The organism is Corynebacterium sp. c7Ub_26, from assembly GCF_053760365.1.
This window is the reverse complement of record NZ_JBSNBL010000001.1, coordinates 183,027-205,355: the sequence shown is the minus strand read 5'-3', so window position 1 is coordinate 205,355 and position 22,329 is coordinate 183,027. Positions and strand designations below refer to the sequence as shown.

Below are 22,329 nucleotides of genomic sequence, written 5' to 3'. Positions count from 1 at the left end.
CGCTAATCCCATAGCTGTATCTCCTGCCCTCGTCCAGCTGCCAGCGCCCTCATAGCGAGCTCATCAGCAACAGGGATATCAGTCACGATCATCCCCGAACTAAAAGCGAATACCTTTTCGTCGGCATGACTTCGAATGGTCCGGTCTGATGAAATCAGTTCTGGAAGTACACCGTCGAGCTGGTTGCTACCCTGGCGTAGACGTTTTCCGACTAAGGCATATTGCCCCTCACTCGTGGCCACGACACGATCAGCTTCTGCAACTGCCCCATCTGCTACGCCCTTTGATGCCACTGATATGAGTAGGCCACCCTTGGGAAGCCAGTCAGTATGGATGGGTGGATGGCATGCGCGACCGGAAGCAACTACAACGATGTCAGATTCCTGAACCGCCTCTTTAATGTCCTCCGCGAACCTAAGGTCCAGATCGGGATACCACCTACGAAAGTGCTCGCGAGTTGAGCGGATGCCACCTTCATGAGTTCCGTGAAAGGTGAATGTGGATAGAGAAGGTAGCGCTGTCGCCAGGTAAGGCAGGGTGTTGACGGCTTGAATTCCGGTCCCCAGCATCAACACCGACTGAGGATCGGGTTTACTGCACTGTCGAGCTATGAGGGCAGTCGTCGCAGGTGTTCGGAGCGCTCCTACTTTCTGACAGTCCATCAAGACATACGGCAAACCTGTTGAATCGTCGTACAAGGTGATGGTTGTGTAGTAATGATTGGGATTATCTCCACCCTTCCGATACGACGTTTTGTAGCCGACAAGGTCGCGATAACCATCGAAGCCAAGCATCGAAAACGCAATCGAATCCCGGCTTTTAACTGGTAAATCAATCATCATTTTCGTAGGGCATCGAGATTGTCCTTCATCCAAGGCACGATAGCCATCTTCGACAAGTTCGATAACCTTTGACGGTTCAAGCTCTATGTCTTTTAGATCCGATCTAGTCAGTAGACGAAGACTCCTGTCAGACCGAAGTTTTGGCGTTTCAACAGCGGGCATGGGGTTTCCTTCCTTGGGATGGGGATAGCGGGTGGAGCGACATGTATTTCGGTGGGAATTCGCAAAGTAAGGCAAAGTAAGAAATGACTAGGCAATGGCCGGCTAGGCCAACGGGGATAGGGCGTCGATGAATAATCCCGCCTCCCCTCGAGTAATATGGGAGCGGACGCGATGCACCGAGGCGAGCATGGATTCGGTGATGGTCTCCTCGGGTAAGCCTGAGCCGACGTTTCTCCCCTGGTCAAGGACTACTACTTGGTCAGAAATTCTGGCGGCCTGGGTAAGATCATGAACCGTGAGCACCACCGCAGCTGGCGTAGCCACCGCATAATCACGAACCCACTCCAGTAGCGATAGTTGGTTTTTCAAGTCCAGAGCGCTCGTGGGTTCGTCGAGTGACAAAACCTTGGGGCGCCGAATCAAGGCTTGTGCACAGCTCACAAGCTGACGTTGTCCTCCCGAGAGCTGCCCCATCGGCCGATGCTCTAATTCAGCTAGCCCCATTGTGGCGAGCACTGCTCGAACTTTGGCGCGAGGTTCCGGCGATACGCGCAACCCCGCGAATCCTTTAAGACTTTGTTGGTGTGCTAGCAGAACGGTCTCAAACACAGTTAAGGCGCTTTTAGGCGGAGGATCTTGCGGAAGATACAAGGCCTTCGGCCCGACTACTGTTCCTTCGCTTTTCTCTAGCCCAGCTAGGCATCTCAAAAGTGTTGACTTGCCTGAACCGTTCGGGCCAATCAAGGCCGTAATGGTTCCCGATGAGCACGGCGGGATCGTGACATCCCGAAGCGTTGGAGTCGTCTCTCGAGGGGAATATGAAAAGGTGATATTGCGGCCCTGGAAAAACTCTTCTTTACCGTCGAGGGTCGTTACAGATCGAGCATTGAAGCGACGGCTCTTAGAAGCTGATTTACGTGGCATAATCGATCCCTCCCCTAGGACCAGTTTTGGGTTCGGGAGGAGGCGATAATGGCTACGAAGACAGGCACGCCAACCACTGCGGTGATAATGCCTACTGGAAGAATTACCCCAGGCTGGATGAGCTTTGCGCACACCGAAGCACTCACCAGCAACACCGATCCTGAAAGAACGGAAGCGGTCAGGAAATAGCGCTGATCCTCCCCGACAATGATTCGCGCGATATGCGGGCCAACCAACCCGATGAAACCGATAGTTCCGGCCATGGCAACTGACGTCGCAGCCAATAAGCTAACAGCTACCAACGTTACGATGCGGACCCGAGGGACATTGACTCCCATCGACATTGCCCTGTCGTCACCCAACCTGAACGCTGTCAGGACCCACGCCTTGCGGTAAAAACCTGCTAGGCAAATCACTAGAAGAACAGCGAGGACTCCAATTTGCGGCCACGTCGCACGCGTCAAGCTTCCTAAAGTCCAAAATACGACTTGCTCCAGCTGCACCTCAGAGGCCATGTACTGCATCAGAGCGAGCATCGCATCAAAGAAAAATACGATCGCGATACCAAGCAAGATCATTGTCTCAGCACCGCTTCCACGAAGCCGAGAAAATATGATGATGATTCCGCACGCGGCGATCCCAAAGATCCACGCCGCACCAGCCATTCCCAGTGTTCCACCGATCGTGGTTGCCGAGAAGCCGGTAACGACTGCCAGCGCTGCACCAAAGCTGGCCGCTGCGGATATACCCAATGTGTAAGGTTCTGCGAGCGGATTTCCCAAGATTGTTTGCATTTGGGCGCCGGCGGCTGCAAGCGCTCCTCCTACGAGCACCGCGGTCACCGTCATCGGGAGGCGAATATCCCAAATTATCTGATAGCCAATTGGCCGTGAGTGGGAAGGATTGAAAAGTGTCGATAGCGCATCGGAAGCAGACATCGAGCCTCCGCCTATTAAGAAATCGCAGATCGTGAAGATAACTAGGGCAACAGCCAGAACTGCAATAAATAAAAGCTTTTTCCGCGACGACGCAGTATAAAGCTCTTCTTCCGTATCGTCGTCAGAAAGGGCATTAACGGCGGAAGCTACCGACGGCTCAGATTCAACTGAACTCATGACAGCTGAGTCCAGAAGGTACCTGAGTATTTCACAGGCAAGAACTGCTCATGCAGCGTCTTCATGTCAGCATCGGGATCCAGGTCCCCAAAGACTTCCGGATGCATTGCCTTAGCCATCCATTCGATGGCTATGACGTTGTAAGGGGAATCGTAAAAGTGGTGCCACATGGCATACGTGCGGTGATTCTTCACAGCATCAACCTGCGAAACGGCGGCTTGGCTGGAGACAACTTCGCTAAGCTGCTGTTTGGCCTTATCGGCGGGTTCGTCGTAGCCAAGGGCCACGTATTTCTTCCCTTTGACGGGTGAACGATCTGGCGACCAATCCGCACCGGTAGCCACGATCACATCTGGATTCTTTCCAGCGAGAGATTCGGGAGACACTTGCCCTTGTTTGGTATCGATCATGCTGTCGCCGAGGTTGTTACCACCGGCTTCGTTCACTAGCGTCGCCAAGTTCGATTTATTGAAGGTCGAACAGCAATCAAAGTATCCAGGTGCCCGCCACAGGAACGTGTCTGTCGCCGGCTGATTAGAGTCCTTCAGACTTTTTTGTACTCGGTCAAGTTTTTCCTGATAAAAATCCGTGTACTTCTTTGCTTCATCGGTGTGCCCGGTTAGTTTCCCCATCAGCGTGACTGAAGGAACCGTGTTTTTCGCGGGATCAATGAAATAATCGACCGTGACGGTCGGCACACCGGCTTTCTCAAGCCCCTCGATTAAGCCAGCTTCCTTGGCAGCATCAAAGCTTCCTGCACTGACAACGAAGACGTCCGGACGAGCCTGGAGAGCTTGCTCAAGTGACATCGAGCCGTCCCACACTTCACCTGTCTTAGTGATGTTGGCTATATCCGGGAATTTCTCTTTGTACTTTTCGTACGTAGCCATGTCATTTTGTTCGAGATCATCTGGCCAGGCGACGATGTTCTCGAGCGGGTTTTCTTTGTCGAGGAGCGCAGTGGTGTACAGCAACCGTTGACCACCGAATAGAAGTCGCTCTGGGTGGGCTGGTATTTCAACAGTCCTGCCCATCACGTCTTTCACAGATTGCTTTTCACCTGACTCGGAGTCATTCTCAGAATTCGGACCCGAACAACCTGCCATAGCCATCGATGTGGCAAGGATACTAGCGAGGATTGCCCTCCTAGCTTGACGTTTTCGTGTATTCAGTATTTTCACAATTCTTCCTAGGGAGCATGGGTTCTACATGGGATTAGGTGAGAATCCAAAGTATTGGAGCCTTGCCTAAGTAAGTCAACGGATTTCTGAGACTTTTTAAATAAACTCCAATTAGCATCGAAAATTCCCCTAATTACACCGCCCCATAAGTCCCACGGCGTCGACCAACACACCCCCAAATGACCTACACATTCGCAAATCGGACTTTAGTTCATAACCTAATGTTTTATCGAATTAGATTTCCACCCCCATACGTGGTTGGTAAGATTTGACCAGGCGAGACTTCCTTAGCATGCTCTAACCCACATCACTTTTCATTTCCATTTTCTCCCTTGCGAAAGACCTGCCGTGTCACGATCTCACTCCTCACCCAGCCTCCGGGCTCCCCTGAAGAAGTCGCGAAGCCGTTACATCACCACCGCGTTCACCGCGGTGGCATCCATCTCCCTTGCCCTTTCAGCATGCTCAACACCGTCCACCGGCGGAGATGGCGGAAGTTCCGACAACGCCACCAAGCAGTTCGTCGTTCTTGAAAACATGGAGCTGGGCAACTACAACCCACTCCTTGGACACGGGCGAAACGGAGAGTCCCACATCTATGACTCGCTCTACCGTGTTTCCCCAGGCAAAAACTCCAAGCCAAAGCCCGTTCTCGCCGATGGTGAAGCCACATCCAACGATGATCTGACCGAATGGACCGTCCCGCTAAAGAAAGACATTTCTTTCTCCGACGGGTCGTCGTTCGGGCCGGAGGATGTCGTCGCCACTTATAAAGCGATCATTGATCCGCGCTTCGCCTCAACAGAGGCCACGGCAGTTGAATCAATCGACGACGTCACACCGGACGGCGACCACGCAGTCAAGTTCCACCTCAAACACCGTGATTCCGAGTTCGACCGTCGCATTTACCGAGCTATTGCCCCTTCCGAAGCCTTCGACTTCACCAACCCGGTAAAGGCAGAGGACATGAAGATTAACTCCGATCCCATTGGCACGGGGCCATACAAGGTCACCTCTCTACGCCCCGATGAAGCGATCCTCGAGGCTCGCGACGGCTACTGGAGCGACGCCCCCGAGACCAAGAAGATCGTCATCCGGCACAACACCGACGACAACACCCGGGCGCAGCAGATGCGCGTCGGCGAGGGCGACGGCACCATGCTCGAAGCCAAACTGGCCGACACCGTCGCCAAGGCAAAAGACATCTCCGCGGAACACATCGAATCCCTGGATTGGCGAGGCATCTCCCTGCCCGCCGCTCACCCCGTCGCGGGTGATGACGCGATCCGCATGGCCGTGAACCTCGGCGTCGATCGGCAAAAGATGATTGACGACATTTATGCAGGCCACGGAACCCCAACCAGTACCTTTATCACGGACTCCTACGGCGATGCCTACGACAAAGACTCGGAGATCCCCCACGACACAAAGAAGGCAGAGAAAATTCTCGACGAGGCCGGTTGGGTGAAAGGATCCGACGGCATCAAAGTCAAGGACGGCCAGCGAGCGGAAATGGATGTTATCTACTTCCCTAACCGCGATGCCGCCCGAAAGGATTTAACCCTCGCCGCAGCCTCGGATCTGAAGGCTATTGGCATTCAGATCAACCCGGTGGCCAAAGACTCCAGCGCGGTGACCGAGGAGGTGTACAACTCCACGCCGGTCATGCTGGGCGGCGGCGGTGAGCCGTACACCATCGACGGACAGATCTATCACATTCTGCACTCGAAGTACGCGGCCGACGGCGTCGGCGCGAAATGGGATAACGCGTCGGACTACGTCAATCCAGAAATCGACAAGCTGCTGGACCAGGCGCGATCCGAATCCAACAAGGACAAGCGCAACAAGCTATACAAGAAAGTCCAGCAGGAGTATCGGAAGAAGCCTGCCATGCTGGCGCTCACGTACGGTGCTCACTCCTACGTGCTCAATAACCACGGCATGAAAACTGGCGACCAGATTGTCGAACCACATTCCCACGGCTCCTTATTCGGGCCTTGGTACAACATTGAGGAATGGCACAACTAAACCGTGTCTATACTGAGACTGCGCCGAATTTCCCCAGGCCACAGGCCTACAGAAAACCCGATCGATCGTCATCGTCGACGATCGATCTCGGCGTCTAGCCACAGCCGCCGGCGTGACATAGGGATCCTTATGCTCCGCCGGCTCTGCTCCCTGCCGATTCTCGCGTTGGCAGTCACGGCCGCGATGTTCTTCTTGGCGTCGCTCAGCCCCTTCGACCCGCTCGAAGCCTATACCCACGGCAACGCCGGAGCTTTAACCGACGAACAACGTGAAGATCTGGTCCGAACCCTCCACATTGGAGGCCCATGGTACGCCTCCTGGTGGTCATGGGTGACCAGTGTCTGCACAGGTGATCTGGGAACTTCACGGTTCTACCGCATGCCAGTAGCCGACGTCCTCGCGCAGCGTCTAGGGTGGTCGATCCTGCTGGGGTCGCTGGCCCTGGTCCTAACCTTGGTCGTCTCATTCGTACTCGGCATCGTGGCGGGCCTTCGTGAAGATGGCATCGTCGACCGCTTCGTCGGTTTTATTGCGACGCTGCTGCAGTCTCTCCCGCCCTTCGTTCTGGCACTTATCGCTTTGCTGTTCTTCTGCCTGTGGATCCCCATAGCCCCCGCCGGCGGGCTCACGGATCCCGGTCAACCAGTGACGGTGGCGAGCGCCCTCCGCCATGTCACCCTCCCCGCCCTCATCCTGGGGATTAGCCAGCTCCCCTGGTTCCTGTTGAGCCTCCGGGCCTCGGTCCGTGAAGCAATTCAATCAGAAGCAATCACTGGTACGCGGGTCCGCGGGCTTAGTCACCGCACGGTGATGCTGCACCACATCGTTCCGCTATCGTTACCCTCGTATTTTGCGCTCATCGGATCCCGACTCTCCGAACTCATCGTCGGCTCAACCATCATCGAATCGATCTTCGGCTGGCCGGGCCTCGGGCAAGCGATGGTCGATTCCGCAAAATCCCTCGATTTCATGTTGTTATCGACGCTCACCCTCCTCATCACCATCGCAGTGCTGATCGGAAACATGCTTGCCGACGCCTGCGTCGTCCTCACAGATCCGAGGGTCGATGCCAATGTTTAAGCACCTATTTACGCCTCGGTCTTCGGGGTTATCACTTGCCTGGATTTCAGTGCTCACGATTGCGTTGATCGTTGCCTATGCGATCATCGTGCCCATTGCCCTGCCGGAGGATCAAACGACGGTCAACTTCGCGAATGCGTACAGTCCCCCGAGCTCGGACTACTGGTTTGGTACTGATTCGGGCGGACATGATCTATTTGTCCGCACTGCACAGGCGCTGAGGATTTCGCTGATCATCGCGGTGATCACGGCTATATTCTCAGCGATTATCGGCACCCTGATCGGGGTGACCGCGGCCCTCGCCGGCGGATTCCTTGACCGCCTGACCATGCGTTTTGTTGATGGAATGAATGCGCTCCCGCACCTCATTCTGGTCCTCGTCGTGGTCTCACTTTTCAAAGGATCGGCTACCGCCATCGTGCTGGCCCTCGTTGCCACCCACTGGATTCCCATCGCCCGTATCACCCGAGCGCAGGTGCTCACCATGAGGCACTCGGATTACATCCAGGCCGCCTACCTCGGTGGACGCGGCCACCTGTGGGTGATCGGGCACCATCTGGTTCCCGGCGCGCTCAGCCAGTCCGTCGTCGGCCTTGTTTTGCTTGTCCCACACGCAATTTGGCACGAATCGACCTTGTCATTCCTCGGTGTCGGGCTTCCCGCCCACCGAGCAGCGCTGGGTACTCTCCTCCGCGATGCTCAAGGTGGGGTGCTCCTGGGCAGCTGGTGGATTCTGGTGTTCCCGGCATTGTTCCTTGTCGTGTTTTGCTTGGCAGTGTCGCACGTTGGGCACTCGCTCGTTTCCGTTGTTAATGACTATGGCGAAGGGAGGGTCTAACTGATGCCTCTCACCCCTGGTAAAAGTCTCGCCCCTGATGAAGGGAGCATTCCCTCCATCGACATCCAGAACCTGAGCGTACGGATCCCCGCGCCCGGCCACCGTGGGCGTTTCCGTGGTCGCGGCCATGCGGACCGTGGCTGGGTTCATGCGAACACAGACGTTTCCCTTACCGTATGCCCGGGTGAAGTCCATGCGGTGATCGGCGAATCCGGGTGCGGTAAGTCCATCATCGCGAACACCGTCGTCGGCACAGTGCCGTCGTCTGCCCACATGGAAGGCACGGTTATCGTTCAAGAATCATCGCCGTCGCCGAGCTGGTCCCAAGACATGGTTGCCTACCACCGCGCCAAGCACGGGGATTGGCGGGACAAACCGAGCCCCCTCGCCGGCCACCACGTCGGGCTGATTCCGCAGTCCGCGGCTACTTTTCTCACCCCGGTCCGGACCGTCGGCAGCCAACTCATCGAAACAATCACCGAGCTCAACCCCTCTGCCGACGCGCCTCAGAAAATCGAGAAACTGCTGGATCAGGTCCACCTCCCGAACCGAGTGGCGAACCTTTACCCGCACGAGCTGTCCGGCGGAATGGCCCAACGAGTAGCCGTCGCCTTCGCCCTTGCCGGCGATCCCGACGTCGTGATTGCCGACGAGCCCACGGCCTCCTTGGACCCCGAACTGAAATCCTCCCTGTTCTCTCTGTTGCGAGATATTGCCGACGCTGATCGCGCGGTCCTTTTGATCACGCACGATGTGACGGAGCTGCGGGACGCTGGCATCGCCGACCGTTTAAGCGCGATGTATGCCTCCCGTTTTGTTGAACAAGGTGCAGCGTCGACGGTCCTGGACACCCCCATGACCCGTACACTCGGGCTCTACTTGCCGCGCTTCCCTCCGGTGGCATGGTTCCGATACCTGGCTTCCCTCCGTCGCTGGTTGACCTGGATGACTCTGTCACCTTTGAATCACGTCTGAAGGAAGCGGAAAAACTCTACACTGCCTCGCATGACGGATCGAGCGCTTCGCATGACGGCTCGCCGGCAGAGTTAGCGTCGGAAATCAAAGTCCGTCCGCAGGTGTGGGAGGGATCGAAGATTACGAAGAGCTTTAACGACAAGAAGACGCCGATCCCCGTTCTGGACCACCTGGATATCTCTATTCACTCGGGAGAAATTGTGGGGCTCGCCGGGCCGTCGGGATCCGGTAAGACGACCCTGGCCAGAATCATGTGCGGGCTGCTTGATGCTGACCAGGGAACCGTGACATGTGGCGGCGAGGAAATTCGGAATATTACGTCCGTCATCGGGGGCCGGAGGCAAGCGCGTGGGAAGATCAATATGCTCTTTCAGTCGCCGCGGAAGGCGTGCAATCCGCGGTTTAACCTGCGCCATATTATTGAAGAAACCAGCCACGGAATGACGGCCGAAGAAGCGGCGATGGAAGTCCAGCTCACACCGGACCTGCTGGACCGTCGCCCCTCCCAGGTTTCAGACGGACAGCTCCAGCGAGCGATATTGGCGCGTGTGTTGGCAAGCGAACCGGACTTTGTCGTCTGTGATGAGGTCACCGCCATGCTCGATCCGGGAACAGCTGCGCACTCCATGACCATGCTGACTTCCTGGGCGCGCGACGGCGGGACTGGAATTCTGATCATCAGCCATAGCCCCGAGCTTCTTCGCACCTGTTGCGACCGGCAGATTTATATCGAAAGCCTTGCTCGAAGCCATTGTTAGCGGTTCATACGCCAAAACCCCCTATCGGCATCACCTGCCGATAGGGGGTTTATTTTGTAGCGGGGGACGGATTCGAACCATCGACCTCTGGGTTATGAGCCCAGCGAGCTACCGAGCTGCTCCACCCCGCGACAGTCGCAAGGAGACAGTGTCTCCGTCAGCGACAAGGGATAATTTAACGCATCGAGGAACAAATGTGAAATCGCCTGCGCACTGGCTATGAACCACTGCCCGATGGCTTCGGCCCCTCAGTATCCGTCAGCTGCGTCGACCCACTAGAGCCAGTGTCACTCTGGTATTTCTCCAAGGCCTTTTGCAACTCGTCCAAGGCTTTACCATAGTCCTCAAACGATCCACTGTTCTTTGCGTCGCGGACCTTCTGAACAGCGTCATCAAGTTCCTTTACATCGTCGTTAGATGGGCTGACGGCGGTGGAACTTGAGTCGTTCTTATCAGAGTCGTCCTTGTTATCACCAGAGTTGTCATCGGAGTTGGATCCTGAATCGGAATCCGAATCATTCTGGTCGGACTTATCCTTATCGGATCCGTCCACTTCCTTCGTTGTCGTGGTTTCCTTCGGGTCGATGCCGACCTGGCTCAACGCCTCACCGATCGTCGGCGCGTACCCAACCTGCCCGTTGTAGAACACGAGCACACGCAGCAGCTTCGGGAACGCGGATTCCTGCTCCTTACGCTTCGAATAGACCGGCTCAACATAAAGGATTCCGCCGTCGCCCACAGGCAAGGTCAGCAAGTTGCCATTGATCAACGTACTGGACCCCTCTAACAGGGTGCGCTCACGCGAAATCTGGTCCGAGGACATCATCGTGTCCTGAGCCTGCTTCGGCCCCTGCGTCTGAGTATCCGTCGGCAAGACACGAACGGTGATCTTCCCGTATGTCTTCGGGTCCGACGACACCGCCATGTGAGCAGAGAGGAACTCGCGCTTCAACCCGCGCAACGGCGTAATCAGCTGGAAACTGGGATCCCCGGTCTTCGGATCCGACGCGACGACGTAGTACGGCGGCTGGTTCTTGTCCCTCAGCCCCTGATCAGAGGCGGTCGGATCCAGAGGAACAGACCAGAACGAGTCGTTCGTGAAGAACACACCCGGGTCCGACACGTGGTACCGCGTCAACAATTCACGCTGAATCTTAAACAGGTCCTCCGGGTAGCGCAGGTGCTTCATCAACTCGTCAGAAATATCCGACTTCGGCTTCACCGTCCCCGGGAAACTGCGCCGCCACGACTTCAAAATCGGATCAGATTCATCAAAGGCATAGAGATCAACGGTCCCGTCGTAGGCATCCACCGTCGCCTTCACAGAGTTACGGATGTAGCTCACACTATTGCCGACGGTGTTCTGTTCCGTTCCGTCAGGGTTGAGCGAGTCCTCCGTCGCGCCCGAAATCTGAGTGTGCTCCGAGTACGGCAAGTTATTCACGGACGTGTAGCCGTCGACAATCCACTTGATACGGCCATCGATAACAGCCGGGTACGTCTGTGAATCCGTCGTCAACCACGGGGCAACCTTATGCACGCGGTCGCGAGGGTCGCGGTCGTACACAATCTTCGAATCCTTGCCCACGGCGTCCGAAAGCAACAGGTTCATCGACTGATACTTCAGGGAATACATGGCGCGGGAAACGATATTTCCGATCCCGACGCCACCTTTGCCCTTATAGGTGTAGTTCGACCCATCAGTGTCGTACTCACGTGGTTTGCCGGACCCGTCACCACCAACGATGGCGTAATCCTGATCGGTATCAGCCACCACGGGGCCATAGTAAATACGTGGCTGGTCAACCTTGATCTTCAGCGTATCCGGATCGTCGGACTTCGTGCGGTCCTTCGACTGCAGGTCAGCCACGGTATAAATCGGGTACCCACCGCGGGAGGATCCGACATCGCGGGCGACCTCGTCGACTTTGTTCGCCGGCGCAGCGATGAACCCGTTACCGTGCGTGTACACCGTGTGCTTGTTAATCCAGTCCTGCTGGTTACCGGACAGCGATTTGGGGTCAAGCTCGCGGGCCGCGACCACATAATCCTGCATCTCACCGTTGTGCTCATAACGATCAATGCTCAGGTCGCCCGGGAACCCGTAGAAGTTCTTCAACTGCTGCTGCTGGGTAAATGTCGCCGAAATTGCTTCGGGGTCCAGCAAGCGGATGTTCGAAATCGTCGCCGAATCATTCGCGACCGACTCGTTCTGGTCCGACTTTGATTTCTCATCAGCACTCCAATTCCGTTCATACGTGACGTGCTCGTCGGTCAGGCCATAGTTGTACCGCGTCGACTTAATGTTCCGCTCAATGTAGTCGCGTTCTTTCGCGGCACGGTTCGGGGACACATTGAACTGCTCCACCACCAGGGGCCACGCGACACCAATAATTCCTGCCGACGCCACCATCAGCACCGCAGCCATCGCGGGAATCCTGAGATCCCGCAGGAAAATGGCCGCGAAGAACGCCGCTGCCACCACAATGGATACGACGAGCAACACAATCTTCGCGGGCAACACCGCGTTGATGTCGGTGAAGGAACCACCGGTGAACGTCGGATGGTCCTTGGATAGCAGGCGGTAGCGGTCGAACCAGTAGTCGACGGCCTTCACGACCATGAAAATTCCGGCAATCGACGCCATCTGGACGCGAGCTTGGCTCATCACCGTCGCCCGCTTACCAGCACGAGGATCCCCCGTCCGGATACCACCCAAAAGCCAGTTCATGACGAGGTTTACGACGAACGCCACAACCGTCAGGGTCAACAGAACTGAGAGCAGCCAGGACCAGAACGGCACACTAAATGCGTAGAAACCGTAGTCGTGGTGGAACTGCGGATCCGATTCGCCGAAGCTCTCGCGGTGCATAAACATCAAGGTCATGCGCCATTCGGACTGTGCAGCTAATCCCGCAAAGAGCCCCACGAGCAGCGGCAACCCCAGCAAAACAGCCCGTGAGGATCGAACAATAACCTGTCGATAAGCCTCGAGCGGACTGTGGGGGTCAGCGTCTTCGGGGACAAGAGGGCGATATTTAATCGCCACCCACGCGGCTGCCCATATCGACGCGGCGGCAAGCAGCCCGACCACGACGAACAGCACGATCCGAGTGACGAGTTCGGTGACATACACCCGGCCGAAGTTCATGGAATTAAACCATGCAACATCTGTAAAAACAGCTACTGCGACGGGCAACAGCATGACGATAATGGCCAGTATCACCGCAATTACGGCCCACCGGCGGGGAGCCTTTCGCTTAACCGACTTGGGCACCTTTTCGCTTCTCCTTATCAGAGGGTCATTGCTGTTCACTGTACTTGAAGCTGGGCCGACGTCGATAACCTAGGAGCTCCTCGTACAACCGAGCCCCATGGGCGTGTTTCTTGCGAGCCCACCAGCGCGGCATGAATACTTTCTGTATGTCCGAACACGGTTCTTCTCTCTCTTCAACAGGCTCGTCTTCAGCCCGCGACTCATTGCCGACGCCCGACGCGCCCACCGACCGCCAACTCCTCGAGCGGGCGATGCGCGAAGCCGTCAACTTCACTCACGCCGAAGGATGGGATCAGCCTCCGACACTGTTCGGCTTGGTTCCCGCGTCGGTCATTGCGCGGGAAACGGGGTCAATTGTCGACGATGAGCAGGACAATCTGACGCTCGTCGTTCAAGACCTGCCGGACATGGGTTCCGGCGATGAGCTCCAAGACTACATCGCGCGAACCGCGTGGCCGCGAACCGTGTCCGGCGCGATCCTGGCCCAAGAGATCATGTTCCAGAATTCTGCAGAACCAGGCACCGGGCCCCGGAAAGCGCGTTTGTTCAGCGGAATTATTGACGACGGCCCGGATCTGACACTGCTTCAACTGCGTCCGACGGAGGAAGAGCTGTCCGCGGCTGGCACGTTCGGCCAGGACAATATCGAACTCCTTGGAGGTCCCGACGTTGCTCCCGGTGTGATCACACTCCTGCGCTCCACATTTGAAGCGGTGCAGGATGCTGAGGATCCCTACGACGGGGATCCGTGGGGCTGAGCCGTCGGAATGGCGAGGGCTGGCCCCATCGGCCGAGTATTAGATGTCGATCGCGGGGTGAAGCCGCTCCACCGTCCACTTGCGGTCCCTGTAGGCGCAAAGTGCCGTGATGCTGACACAAATCACCCCAACGAGGACCAGCGCCAAGATTGCTTGTGGGAGCCGCTCATCGATATTGCCGTACATCAATTGACGGAACCCATTAACTGTGTAGGTCCACGGGTTGACGGGATGGAGCCATTGGAAGATCTTCGGCTCGGTCTCCACGGGATACAGACCATTCGACGCGAGAATCTGCAGCATGAGCAGCGCCATCGCGGCAACCTTGCCTGGCCCTGGCCCCAGCGCCACATTCAACATCTGGTTAATCGCCGCGAAGACTATGGATACTCCCATGGAGAAGATCCACAACGCCCACGGGTGGGCAACGTTCATGCCGATGAGGGTGAGGGTGACCACGATGATCGCGGTGGCCTGCAACATGGCAATGAGCGTCGCCGGCCACAACCCGTCGAGGGCTGCGCGAAGTGGGGCAACACCCGAGGCAACGGCACGGTTCTGAATCGGCCGCAGCAAGAGGAACGTGACCAGACCGCCGATAAACATGGCGAGAGAGAAGAAGAACGGCGCGAGGCCCGAACCGAAGACCTGGTTACCAGAGAGGTCCTTGGCCGAGAGCTTCGCGGGATCCGACATCACGCGGGCAGAGGCTTCGCGCTGAGGTGTTGTCCACGACGGCACCTTCTTCGCTCCGTCACCGAGCTTGTCCTTCAACTCACCCAGTCCGGCCGAAACCTTGCCCGAACCTTCCTTCAGTTTCCCTGCACCATCGGATAGTTGCTGGGCACCATTCTGCAGTCGCGTCGTGCCACTCGATAATTGGGTAGCTCCGCTCTTCAGCTGATTTGTGCCGGAGGCTAGCTGCTTCCCACCATCGGCAAGTTTGGCAGAACCTTCGACTGCCTGCGGCATCCCCGCTTTGAGCTTCTGGGCACCGTCGTCCAACTGCCCCAATCCCGAGCTCAGCTGGCCCGACGCGTCAACGAGCGGTGTTGTCCCCTGTTGGCGTAATTGCTGCGAGCCCGATGCCACGGTGTTCGCACCATTACTCAATTGGTCTAGCCCGTTCGTCAGCTCATTGATTTTGCTCTGGATCGGCCCGGCACCCTGCGCCAGTTGGTTAATTCCGCCACGGAACTCTGACGACGGATCATTGAGCTGGTACGCCAGCGCCGATGTCCCCTGCGACAGCTGATTCACCTTGGCCAAGCCGTCGGAATTCTTCCCCAACCCCTGCGAATCAATCTGGGCCGCAAGACCATCCAGCTGGTTGGCGACGTTTTGGGCCGTCGGATCTGACAGGCCTCGCAGCTGGCCGGCAATCGCACGGACTTTATCCGACTGCCCCGTTTGTGCTTTCGACGCCTGCTGCGCGATCCCGTTAATCTGCTGGATACCGCCATTGACCTGCGCCGCGACCGTGCCGAGCTGATCGAGTCCGCCCGTCAGCTGGCCCATTTTTGAATCAATATCTGCAAGGGGTGCGGTACTTTGCTCCACTTGCTCCTTCATCTGGTTGGCGCCGGCAGCTAACTTGGCTGACCCAGCGGACACCTCGCCGAGCTTGCTATCGACCTGCCCAATGCCATCGTGGATCTTGTCGGAGCCGGCTTTCGCCTCGCCCATTTTCTCGGAGAGAGTGGTGACACCGGTGTTCGTCTCGGCCAACTTGTCGTGCAACGTCGTCGCACCTTGGGAAAGGTCGGTGGCTCCCTTGTTAAGCTTGGTCGCTCCGGTTGCTAACTCCGTTGCACCATTATGCGCTGTGCCCAATCCAGAATCTAGCTGATCAGCGCCATTTTTGAGGTCCCCTAGCTTCTGGCCAATTTCATTGGAGCCGGCCTGCAGCTTGTCGGACGCATCCGCAGCTTGGGCAATCCCCGCTCCGGCTTCCTGCATACTAACGAGAACTTTTCCTATGGCTTGATCACCCAGCGTAGACGAGATGACGGGAACCATCTCACGCATCGTGTTCTGGCCAATTAACGTGGCTAAGTAGCCATTCGTCGAATTGTAATTTGTTTGAATAACGGCTTGTTCGGCCTTAGTCCCGCTCGGAGAAGCGACTGCCTTAGAAAAGTCTGGTGTCAAGCGAACCGTGAAATAGTATTCACCATCTTCAACACCTTTCATAGCTTTATCATTACTGACGAAGTCGAAATCGACCTCTTTGTTACTCTTGATCTTATCGACGATCTGATCACCCGCCCGAAGGGGTTTCCCCTCGACCACGGTTCCTTTATCGTCATTAACAAAAGCCACGGGAAGCTTCTCTACGTGCCCAAATGGATTCCAAAACGCCCACAGGTAGAGGCACGAGTACAGCAACGGAATCAAGACGATGGCAGCCACCGCCAGCCGCCCTAGTTTAGAGCGCCGGAAACGACGAAGTTCCGAACCCAGGTTTAAGCCAGAAATCATTACTTTGTCTCCTCATTGGATCCGGCAGCTGACGCGCTGGTGGTTTTCTCATTGTCAGTGTCTTCAATTTTTATCATTGGCTGTGTCTCGTCACTGACATGTGACGAATCCGCCGCCAACCCACCGGCAATCTGACCACTATCACCGATAAAGCGATGCTTTCTAAAGTCCTGGGTTTCCGGCGGCAGTTCCTCAGCGATCGGGCCTGGATCGTCGTTCATCGTGTTAAACAGCTCAATTAATGTGTAATCGGGCATGAGCTCGTCCGGAATCGGATTCACCGTATTCACGATGACCGGCATACGCTGAGCCAGCCGCGAGAGAACGTCGATAAGAATGAGGCGGAGATCGTACTCACGGACTTGCTCAAGATCATCCAACACAAGCATCCTGATCTCATGCGAATTAGCCGGAGCCAGCGCAAGAGAAATGCGAATCAGGATGTTATCCAAGCTGCTCAGCTCGGCTACATAAGAATCGAGCGGCGGGAGTTCACGGTCGCCGAAGACCTCGCCGCACAAGGATTCGTAATAGCTCTGATCAGAGCGCTTGGTCCACTTAATCCATGGATTTGACCAGCTCTTATGTTCCGTCAGGACCGTTTTGAGCCGGACATCGCCGTCGAGACCATCAATTTGTTCTACCCCCGCAATGGCTACCATCTTATTGATTTTATTGGGGTTATCTTCTCCCAAGACTGTCAGGGACCCAGCGTCCAACTTCATCCGGCCCGAAATAGAGAGTGCCAGCGAGGTCCGGCCCGAGCCACCGCGCCCGGACAACACGGTCAACCCGCTACCGGGTACGGTGAAACTTAGGTGGCCAAAGACGCGCCCCTCCGCGGCGGAGAGAGCGATATCGTCAGCAATGACAGCTGGTGCAACCTCATTATCACTGCGAGATGTTCGCTGTGTCCGAGCCACCGTAGCAGCTGATTTACCAGCGCCTTTTACAGGTTGGCTTCCATCAGATGGATGTTCTCGCACATTGACTCCTTTGGTGGTTCACCGGACACCCCGGTCTACTCCGATACACAGCCCAGACTAGACCAATTTAGTTATGGCGATATAAGTGTACTCATTGAGGAGTTAAAACGAACACACATCACGTCCACCATGATCCTCTACATACATGACCATGATGCTACGCCCCGCGACCTACTTAGGAACAGGTCTTAGGCTCCTTGCCGGCTTTGACCTCTTTCAACGCGGTCACTGCGTCGGAAAGGTTATTGACCTTCGCCAGAACAACGCCATCATGGTCGCCCGACATTGCCTCCGCACAGTTATCGGACGGAGTCATAAACATCGTCGCCCCCGCCTTCTTCGCGGCGTCGATCTTGTGGGAGACTCCACCAATCGGCCCGACGCCCCCATCAGCGTCGATGGTTCCCGTCCCCGCGATGAATTTCCCGTCGGTGAGGTCCTCGGGAGTCAGCTTGTCGACGACCGCCAACGTAAACATTAGCCCCGCGGACGGGCCACCAATGTCGTCCAGGTGATAGTCGATCGTCGTCCCGTCGGCAGGCTCTTGTTTAATGGTGATTCCCAAAATCGGAGCATCGTCGGACTCTCCTTGCCGCACGGGAACGGAGACATCCTGAGATTTGCCGTCGCGCTGCACCTGAAGAGTGACCCGATCCCCCACCTTGTGGCTGCGCACTGCCTTGACCAGGTCCTGCGGCTGCGCAATCTTCTTACCGTCGATCCCCTCAATGATGTCGCCCTCGCGGATCTCGTCGAACCCCTCGGGCTGGGACATCACCGTGACCGCCATCGGCCGATAAAGATACTTCATCGCCGCGGACGTCGCATTATTTTCCGACGACGCAAACGCGGCCTGATTCTCCTTATTCACTTCCTCCGGCGACTGATTGGCGGGGAAAATCTGCTCAATCGGAACCAGCGTGTCGTTGGTCGTCGCCCACCGCGTAATCGCCTGCGGCAGCGACATCCCATGACGAACCGACACCGTGGTCATATTCAAATGGCCCGACGTCGGATAGGTCTTTGTTCCCGAAATGTCGACGACATTCTTACCGCCCGTTGTGCCCAGCGTATTAAACGTCGGGCCGGGACCTTCTGCAGCATAGGGCACAGAAAGATCAACCGAGGTGCCGGGAATTTCCGTCAAACTCAGTGCAACAGCAGACGCAACCACGGGAATTGCACCGAGAATAATTGTCTTGTTGCGCAGACTCACAGCGATCAAGCGTACCGGATGCCACACCAGCACCGACGAGCGCCGTTCGCTAATAGCATGTGGAGAGATGCTTTCCAGAGCCGGTACCGTAGAGGGTATGAGTAACCACGGCTTCGGTTTTTCTTCGAACAACGACGACAATAACGACCGTAACGACAAAAACGACGACCAGAACAACAATAGCCAGAACGGTGATAGCGGCCAGGGCAATTCCTCGAGCGGAAACAATGGCCGCGGCGATAGTGGCAACGACGGCGGCTCCCCTGGTGGCAGCGGCAACCCCTTTGAGGCTTTCTTCAATATGGGTGGCGGATCGGGTGGTGATATACCCGGTGTTAGCGCCTTCCCCGGCGGTTTCGCCCTCAGCGGATCCTCTGGCCAGGGCGGTTTAGGCGACATTCTTAGCCAGTTCGGGACGATGCTGTCGGGGATGGGATCGTCGATGAACTCTCCCGATGCCAAGGGACCCATCAATTTCGCGATGGCCGATAAGATTGCCCGCCAGACCATTAAGCAATCCAACCCGACGCCTGTCCGGCAATCTGATCAGAAAGCTGTCGAGGACTCCACCAGCCTGGCCGAATTGTGGCTGAGCAATGCGACGATTCTGCCGAGCAACGGGAAAGTCCCTGAGGTGTGGGATCCGTCGGAGTGGTTGTCTCGGACGCTTCCCACGTGGAAACGCTTTATTAGTCCGGTGGCAGAGAGCCTGAATGAAGCGCAGAAGGATGCTCTCCCCGAAGAGGCGAAGCAGATGGCTGGTTCGCTGCTCGGCATGTTAGCCCAGGTCGGCGGCATGAACATGGGGATGCAGCTGGGACGCATCCTGGGGGACATTGCCACTTCTGTCACGAGCGTGTCCGAGTGGGGATTCTCCTTGGACGAGAAGCATGGCAGTGCGCTACTCACCGGCCAGCTGGACACTCTTGCCGAGGAATTTAACAAGCCCAAGCGTGAGGTCCTTATTTACCTGTGCGCCCGCGAGCTAGCCCACCAGCGACTCTTTGCGTACGTTCCGTGGCTCGAGGAGCGGCTGCTTCTGGCCGTCGAGACGTATTCGCGTGGGCTGTCGCTAGATACGTCGGCAATGGAAGAAGCCTCCCGGTCTATCGACCCCGAGGCGCTCTCGGACCCGGCGCGGATGCAGGACATGTTCCAGCAGATTCAGAATATGGATCTTTCGCCGCAGATTGTTGCGTCGAATGAGCACGCGGGCATCCAGTTGGACACCATGCTGTCCCTCGTTGAGGGCTGGGTGGACAGTGTTCTTGCCGACGCACTCTTCGACCGCATTCCGGTGATGGAGTCGATTCAAAAGTCCTGGTCAGCGCGGCGCGCGATGAAGCCTGGGCTGGAGAACATGGCAGGAAACACTGGGCTGGACTTCTCCGCTAGCCACGCCGACGAGGCTGCCGAACTGTGGCGGCGACTCACTGTCGCGGTGGGTATGGATCGACGTGACCACGTGTGGGACCACCCCGATTTCCTGCCGACGGCTGACGATATCGCCCACCCGGCCGAGTTTATCGACGGCATACTGGGCGAATCGGACGACGACGAGTTCAACCCCATTAGCGAAATTGAAAAGCTAGAGCGCGAACTCAATGAGCAGGCTGATAACGCACCTGGTGGGGATGCACGCGAGGATGGGTCTGGCAGCGGTTCTAGCGACGACGCGGACGATCACGGGACCGATACTGACGGCTCCGGCGAGGATGGCTCCAACGAGGATGGCTCCGGCGAAGAGAAATAGGCACTCGCACTAGATATACGCACTGATTATTCGCACTAGACATTCACAGTGGAAGACACGCAGCACATGAATACGGACCGTCGATGGGAACGCCCAACCCCCGTCATTGGCGATACAACCTCAGCCGCCGAGCGCGCTGAAAAACCAGACGGATGGGCGTTGCCAGACGACGTGCGTGATGCACTGGACCGCGTGATCGGAGCCCGGCGCGATATACGTCGCTACCGTCCGGAACCAGTACCTGACCACCTTGTGCGAACTATTATCGACGCTGGTCACGCTGCGCCTAGCGTCGGACATAGCCAGCCGTGGCGGTTCATCATCGTCGATGATCCAGCTCTGCGGGATAAAGCAGCCGTGCTGGCCGACGTCGAAAAGCTCAAACAAGCTGAGCTGCTGACGCCCGATAGGAAACAGCGACTGCTTGACCTGCAACTCGACGGAATTAAGGAAGCACCGCTGGGAATTGTGGTGGCCTGTGATCGGCGGACCCCTGCGTCCGGGGTTTTGGGGCGCAACACTTTTGTTGATACCGATCTGTGGAGTTGCGCGGCGGCCATCGAGAACATGTGGCTGACGGCGCGAGCCTACGGGCTCGGTATGGGGTGGGTGACGTTATTCCGCCCCGATGACCTGGCCGAACTGCTGCATTTACCCGAGGGCGTTGAAACGCTGGGGTGGATGTGCTTGGGGTGGCCGGACGAGCGCCCGCCTTCGCCTGGGCTCGAGCGGCGTGCGTGGTCCAAGAAACTTCTCGTTGAAAACCTCATTATGCGCAACGGGTGGCATGAGGGGACCGAGTCGCCGGCGAACGCGATCGCGACTCCCGGTGACGGCCACATGCCGGATCAGGCGCATGTTGTCGCAGCTCACGACTCTTCCGATCAGCTGCTGACTCCGCCCGGTTCGCTAGGAATCCTGGATACGACCATGGATAAAGTCGCTGCGGTTGGTGATATCCATCATGCCCAGCACATTCTTATCGGGGCTGACCATCCTGTGACGAAGCATGGGGTCTCGTCATTTTCGCCGTCCGTCACGCGGGAGATTATGGACGCGTCAGCCGTTGGTGAGAGCCTCGGTGTGACGACGGCAGCGGGGGCGGGAATACCGTCACTTCTTATCGACGCGGGGGTTGACGGTGATGTGGGGTGTGAGGGCCAAAGTGACCGTGAAGCTCGCGAAGACCGCGACGATTCTGCCCACGCTATTCGTTATGTCCACGCTCACGATGAGCGCGGGGACATTGCTACGGCCCCGGCCCTATCCACTGCGGACACACGCGCATTTATTGACTATGGGCGGAAACTCGCCGGCGAATTCACTGAGCCCACGTTGTTTGCCGTCGGTGAGGTTGGAATCGGCAACACCACTCCCGCCTCCATTTTGGCGGCGCATTTCACCGAGCTTGATGTGGACGAGGCCGTCGGTATTGGTGCCCACTCCGATACCTCCATGATGGAGCGGAAACGTGAGGTTGCCCGGCAGGCTCTGTCGCGTGTTCAGCCTTCCTCCCCCATTGATGCTCTTGCCGAGTTCGGTGGGCCCGAGTTCGCGGTCACGACTGGATTGTGCTTGGGTGCGTTGGATAATCACCATGTCGTTGTCTTGGATGGGCTCGCTATTTCTGTGGCCGCGTTGGCTGCGGTACAGATTAATCCCGCGGTTCAATCGCACCTGGTCGCGGGGCATGTGAGCAGGGAGATCGCTCATCGCACTGTCATTACGCATTTGGGGTTGGAGCCTCTGCTCGCTCTTCGGTTCCGATGCGGTGAAGGTGTCGGCGCTATTCTGGCGACACAAATGATCAAGACGGGGCTTAGTGCCCGACGCCACGCGGGACGCACCGATTAGGCCGTTCTTCAACCGGGCGCGGATAACTAGGCGCAGGACGTCGTCGCTAGTAAAACGGCGTGGATCGTGGTCGATACTGCAGCGCGGGCCGTCGTCGCTAG

The 22,329-nt window shown here is 57.0% G+C and carries 16 protein-coding genes and 1 tRNA gene; 8 read left to right on the top strand and 9 right to left on the bottom strand.

Going from position 1 to position 22,329, the window contains the following annotated elements:
* Positions 1-2: 2 nt before the first annotated feature.
* The 4 genes from ACWORE_RS00875 to ACWORE_RS00860 all read right to left on the bottom strand — a co-directional run bounded on the left by ACWORE_RS00875 (position 3) and on the right by ACWORE_RS00860 (position 4,149).
* Positions 3-1,004 carry an ornithine cyclodeaminase gene (locus ACWORE_RS00875; protein ID WP_455302101.1) on the bottom strand — a complete coding sequence of 334 codons (1,002 nt, stop codon included), beginning with the start codon at positions 1,002-1,004 and terminating at the stop codon, positions 3-5.
* A gap of 102 nt (positions 1,005-1,106) precedes the next feature.
* Positions 1,107-1,928, bottom strand: a complete 822-nt coding sequence (locus ACWORE_RS00870) for an ABC transporter ATP-binding protein (RefSeq protein WP_455302099.1) — start codon at positions 1,926-1,928, stop codon at positions 1,107-1,109.
* 14 nt (positions 1,929-1,942) lie between these two features.
* Positions 1,943-3,043 (bottom strand): FecCD family ABC transporter permease, encoded by a 1,101-nt coding sequence (locus tag ACWORE_RS00865; RefSeq protein WP_455302097.1) that lies wholly within the window; start codon positions 3,041-3,043, stop codon positions 1,943-1,945.
* Complete coding sequence (locus ACWORE_RS00860) at positions 3,040-4,149, bottom strand: ABC transporter substrate-binding protein (RefSeq protein ID WP_455302095.1); 1,110 nt, start codon at positions 4,147-4,149, stop codon at positions 3,040-3,042. Before ACWORE_RS00860 ends, ACWORE_RS00865 begins: the two co-directional genes overlap by 4 nt.
* A gap of 423 nt (positions 4,150-4,572) precedes the next feature.
* On the opposite strand from ACWORE_RS00860, the gene ACWORE_RS00855 reads away from it, so the two are divergent.
* The 5 genes from ACWORE_RS00855 (at position 4,573) to ACWORE_RS00835 (ending at position 9,903) form a co-directional block, all read left to right on the top strand.
* Positions 4,573-6,252 (top strand): ABC transporter substrate-binding protein, encoded by a 1,680-nt coding sequence (locus ACWORE_RS00855; protein ID WP_455302093.1) that lies wholly within the window; start codon positions 4,573-4,575, stop codon positions 6,250-6,252.
* Between the two features lie 129 nt (positions 6,253-6,381).
* The gene (locus tag ACWORE_RS00850) at positions 6,382-7,332 is read left to right on the top strand and encodes an ABC transporter permease (protein ID WP_455302091.1); all 951 of its coding nucleotides are present in this window, start codon (positions 6,382-6,384) and stop codon (positions 7,330-7,332) included.
* Positions 7,325-8,170: an ABC transporter permease gene (locus ACWORE_RS00845; protein ID WP_455302089.1), complete on the top strand. Its 846-nt coding sequence runs from the start codon at positions 7,325-7,327 to the stop codon at positions 8,168-8,170. The genes ACWORE_RS00850 and ACWORE_RS00845 overlap by 8 nt, the downstream gene beginning before the upstream one ends.
* Positions 8,171-8,173: 3 nt before the next feature.
* On the top strand, positions 8,174-9,145 hold the full coding sequence (locus ACWORE_RS00840; protein WP_455302087.1) for an ATP-binding cassette domain-containing protein: 972 nt from the start codon (positions 8,174-8,176) through the stop codon (positions 9,143-9,145).
* A complete protein-coding gene (locus ACWORE_RS00835) occupies positions 9,073-9,903 on the top strand; it encodes an ABC transporter ATP-binding protein (RefSeq protein ID WP_455302085.1) in 831 nt (276 codons plus the stop codon). Before ACWORE_RS00840 ends, ACWORE_RS00835 begins: the two co-directional genes overlap by 73 nt.
* 57 nt (positions 9,904-9,960) lie before the next feature.
* Here ACWORE_RS00835 and ACWORE_RS00830 read toward each other — a convergent pair.
* Together ACWORE_RS00830 and ACWORE_RS00825 are read right to left on the bottom strand one after the other, a co-directional pair.
* Positions 9,961-10,034, bottom strand: a tRNA-Met gene (locus ACWORE_RS00830).
* Positions 10,035-10,120: 86 nt separating this feature from the next.
* Positions 10,121-13,180: a UPF0182 family protein gene (locus ACWORE_RS00825; protein ID WP_455302083.1), complete on the bottom strand. Its 3,060-nt coding sequence runs from the start codon at positions 13,178-13,180 to the stop codon at positions 10,121-10,123.
* A 203-nt stretch (positions 13,181-13,383) separates the two neighbouring features.
* On the opposite strand from ACWORE_RS00825, the gene ACWORE_RS00820 reads away from it, so the two are divergent.
* Complete coding sequence (locus ACWORE_RS00820; protein ID WP_455302569.1) at positions 13,384-13,938, top strand: PPA1309 family protein; 555 nt, start codon at positions 13,384-13,386, stop codon at positions 13,936-13,938.
* A 39-nt stretch (positions 13,939-13,977) separates the two neighbouring features.
* Here ACWORE_RS00820 and ACWORE_RS00815 read toward each other — a convergent pair whose 3' ends face one another.
* The 3 genes from ACWORE_RS00815 to ACWORE_RS00805 all read right to left on the bottom strand — a co-directional run bounded on the left by ACWORE_RS00815 (position 13,978) and on the right by ACWORE_RS00805 (position 18,621).
* Positions 13,978-16,419 carry a YhgE/Pip family protein gene (locus ACWORE_RS00815; protein WP_455302082.1) on the bottom strand — a complete coding sequence of 814 codons (2,442 nt, stop codon included), beginning with the start codon at positions 16,417-16,419 and terminating at the stop codon, positions 13,978-13,980.
* Positions 16,419-17,405, bottom strand: a complete 987-nt coding sequence (locus ACWORE_RS00810) for an ATP-binding cassette domain-containing protein (protein WP_455302080.1) — start codon at positions 17,403-17,405, stop codon at positions 16,419-16,421. The genes ACWORE_RS00815 and ACWORE_RS00810 overlap by 1 nt, the downstream gene beginning before the upstream one ends.
* A 175-nt stretch (positions 17,406-17,580) precedes the next feature.
* Positions 17,581-18,621, bottom strand: a complete 1,041-nt coding sequence (locus ACWORE_RS00805; protein WP_455302078.1) for a YlbL family protein — start codon at positions 18,619-18,621, stop codon at positions 17,581-17,583.
* 97 nt (positions 18,622-18,718) lie between these two features.
* Here ACWORE_RS00805 and ACWORE_RS00800 point away from each other — a divergent pair, with 97 nt between their 5' ends.
* Entirely contained in the window at positions 18,719-20,374 is a 1,656-nt protein-coding gene (locus ACWORE_RS00800) for a zinc-dependent metalloprotease (RefSeq protein WP_455302076.1), read from the top strand.
* A gap of 48 nt (positions 20,375-20,422) precedes the next feature.
* On the top strand, positions 20,423-22,228 hold the full coding sequence (gene bluB / locus ACWORE_RS00795) for a 5,6-dimethylbenzimidazole synthase (protein WP_455302074.1): 1,806 nt from the start codon (positions 20,423-20,425) through the stop codon (positions 22,226-22,228).
* The last annotated feature ends 101 nt before the right edge of the window (positions 22,229-22,329 follow it).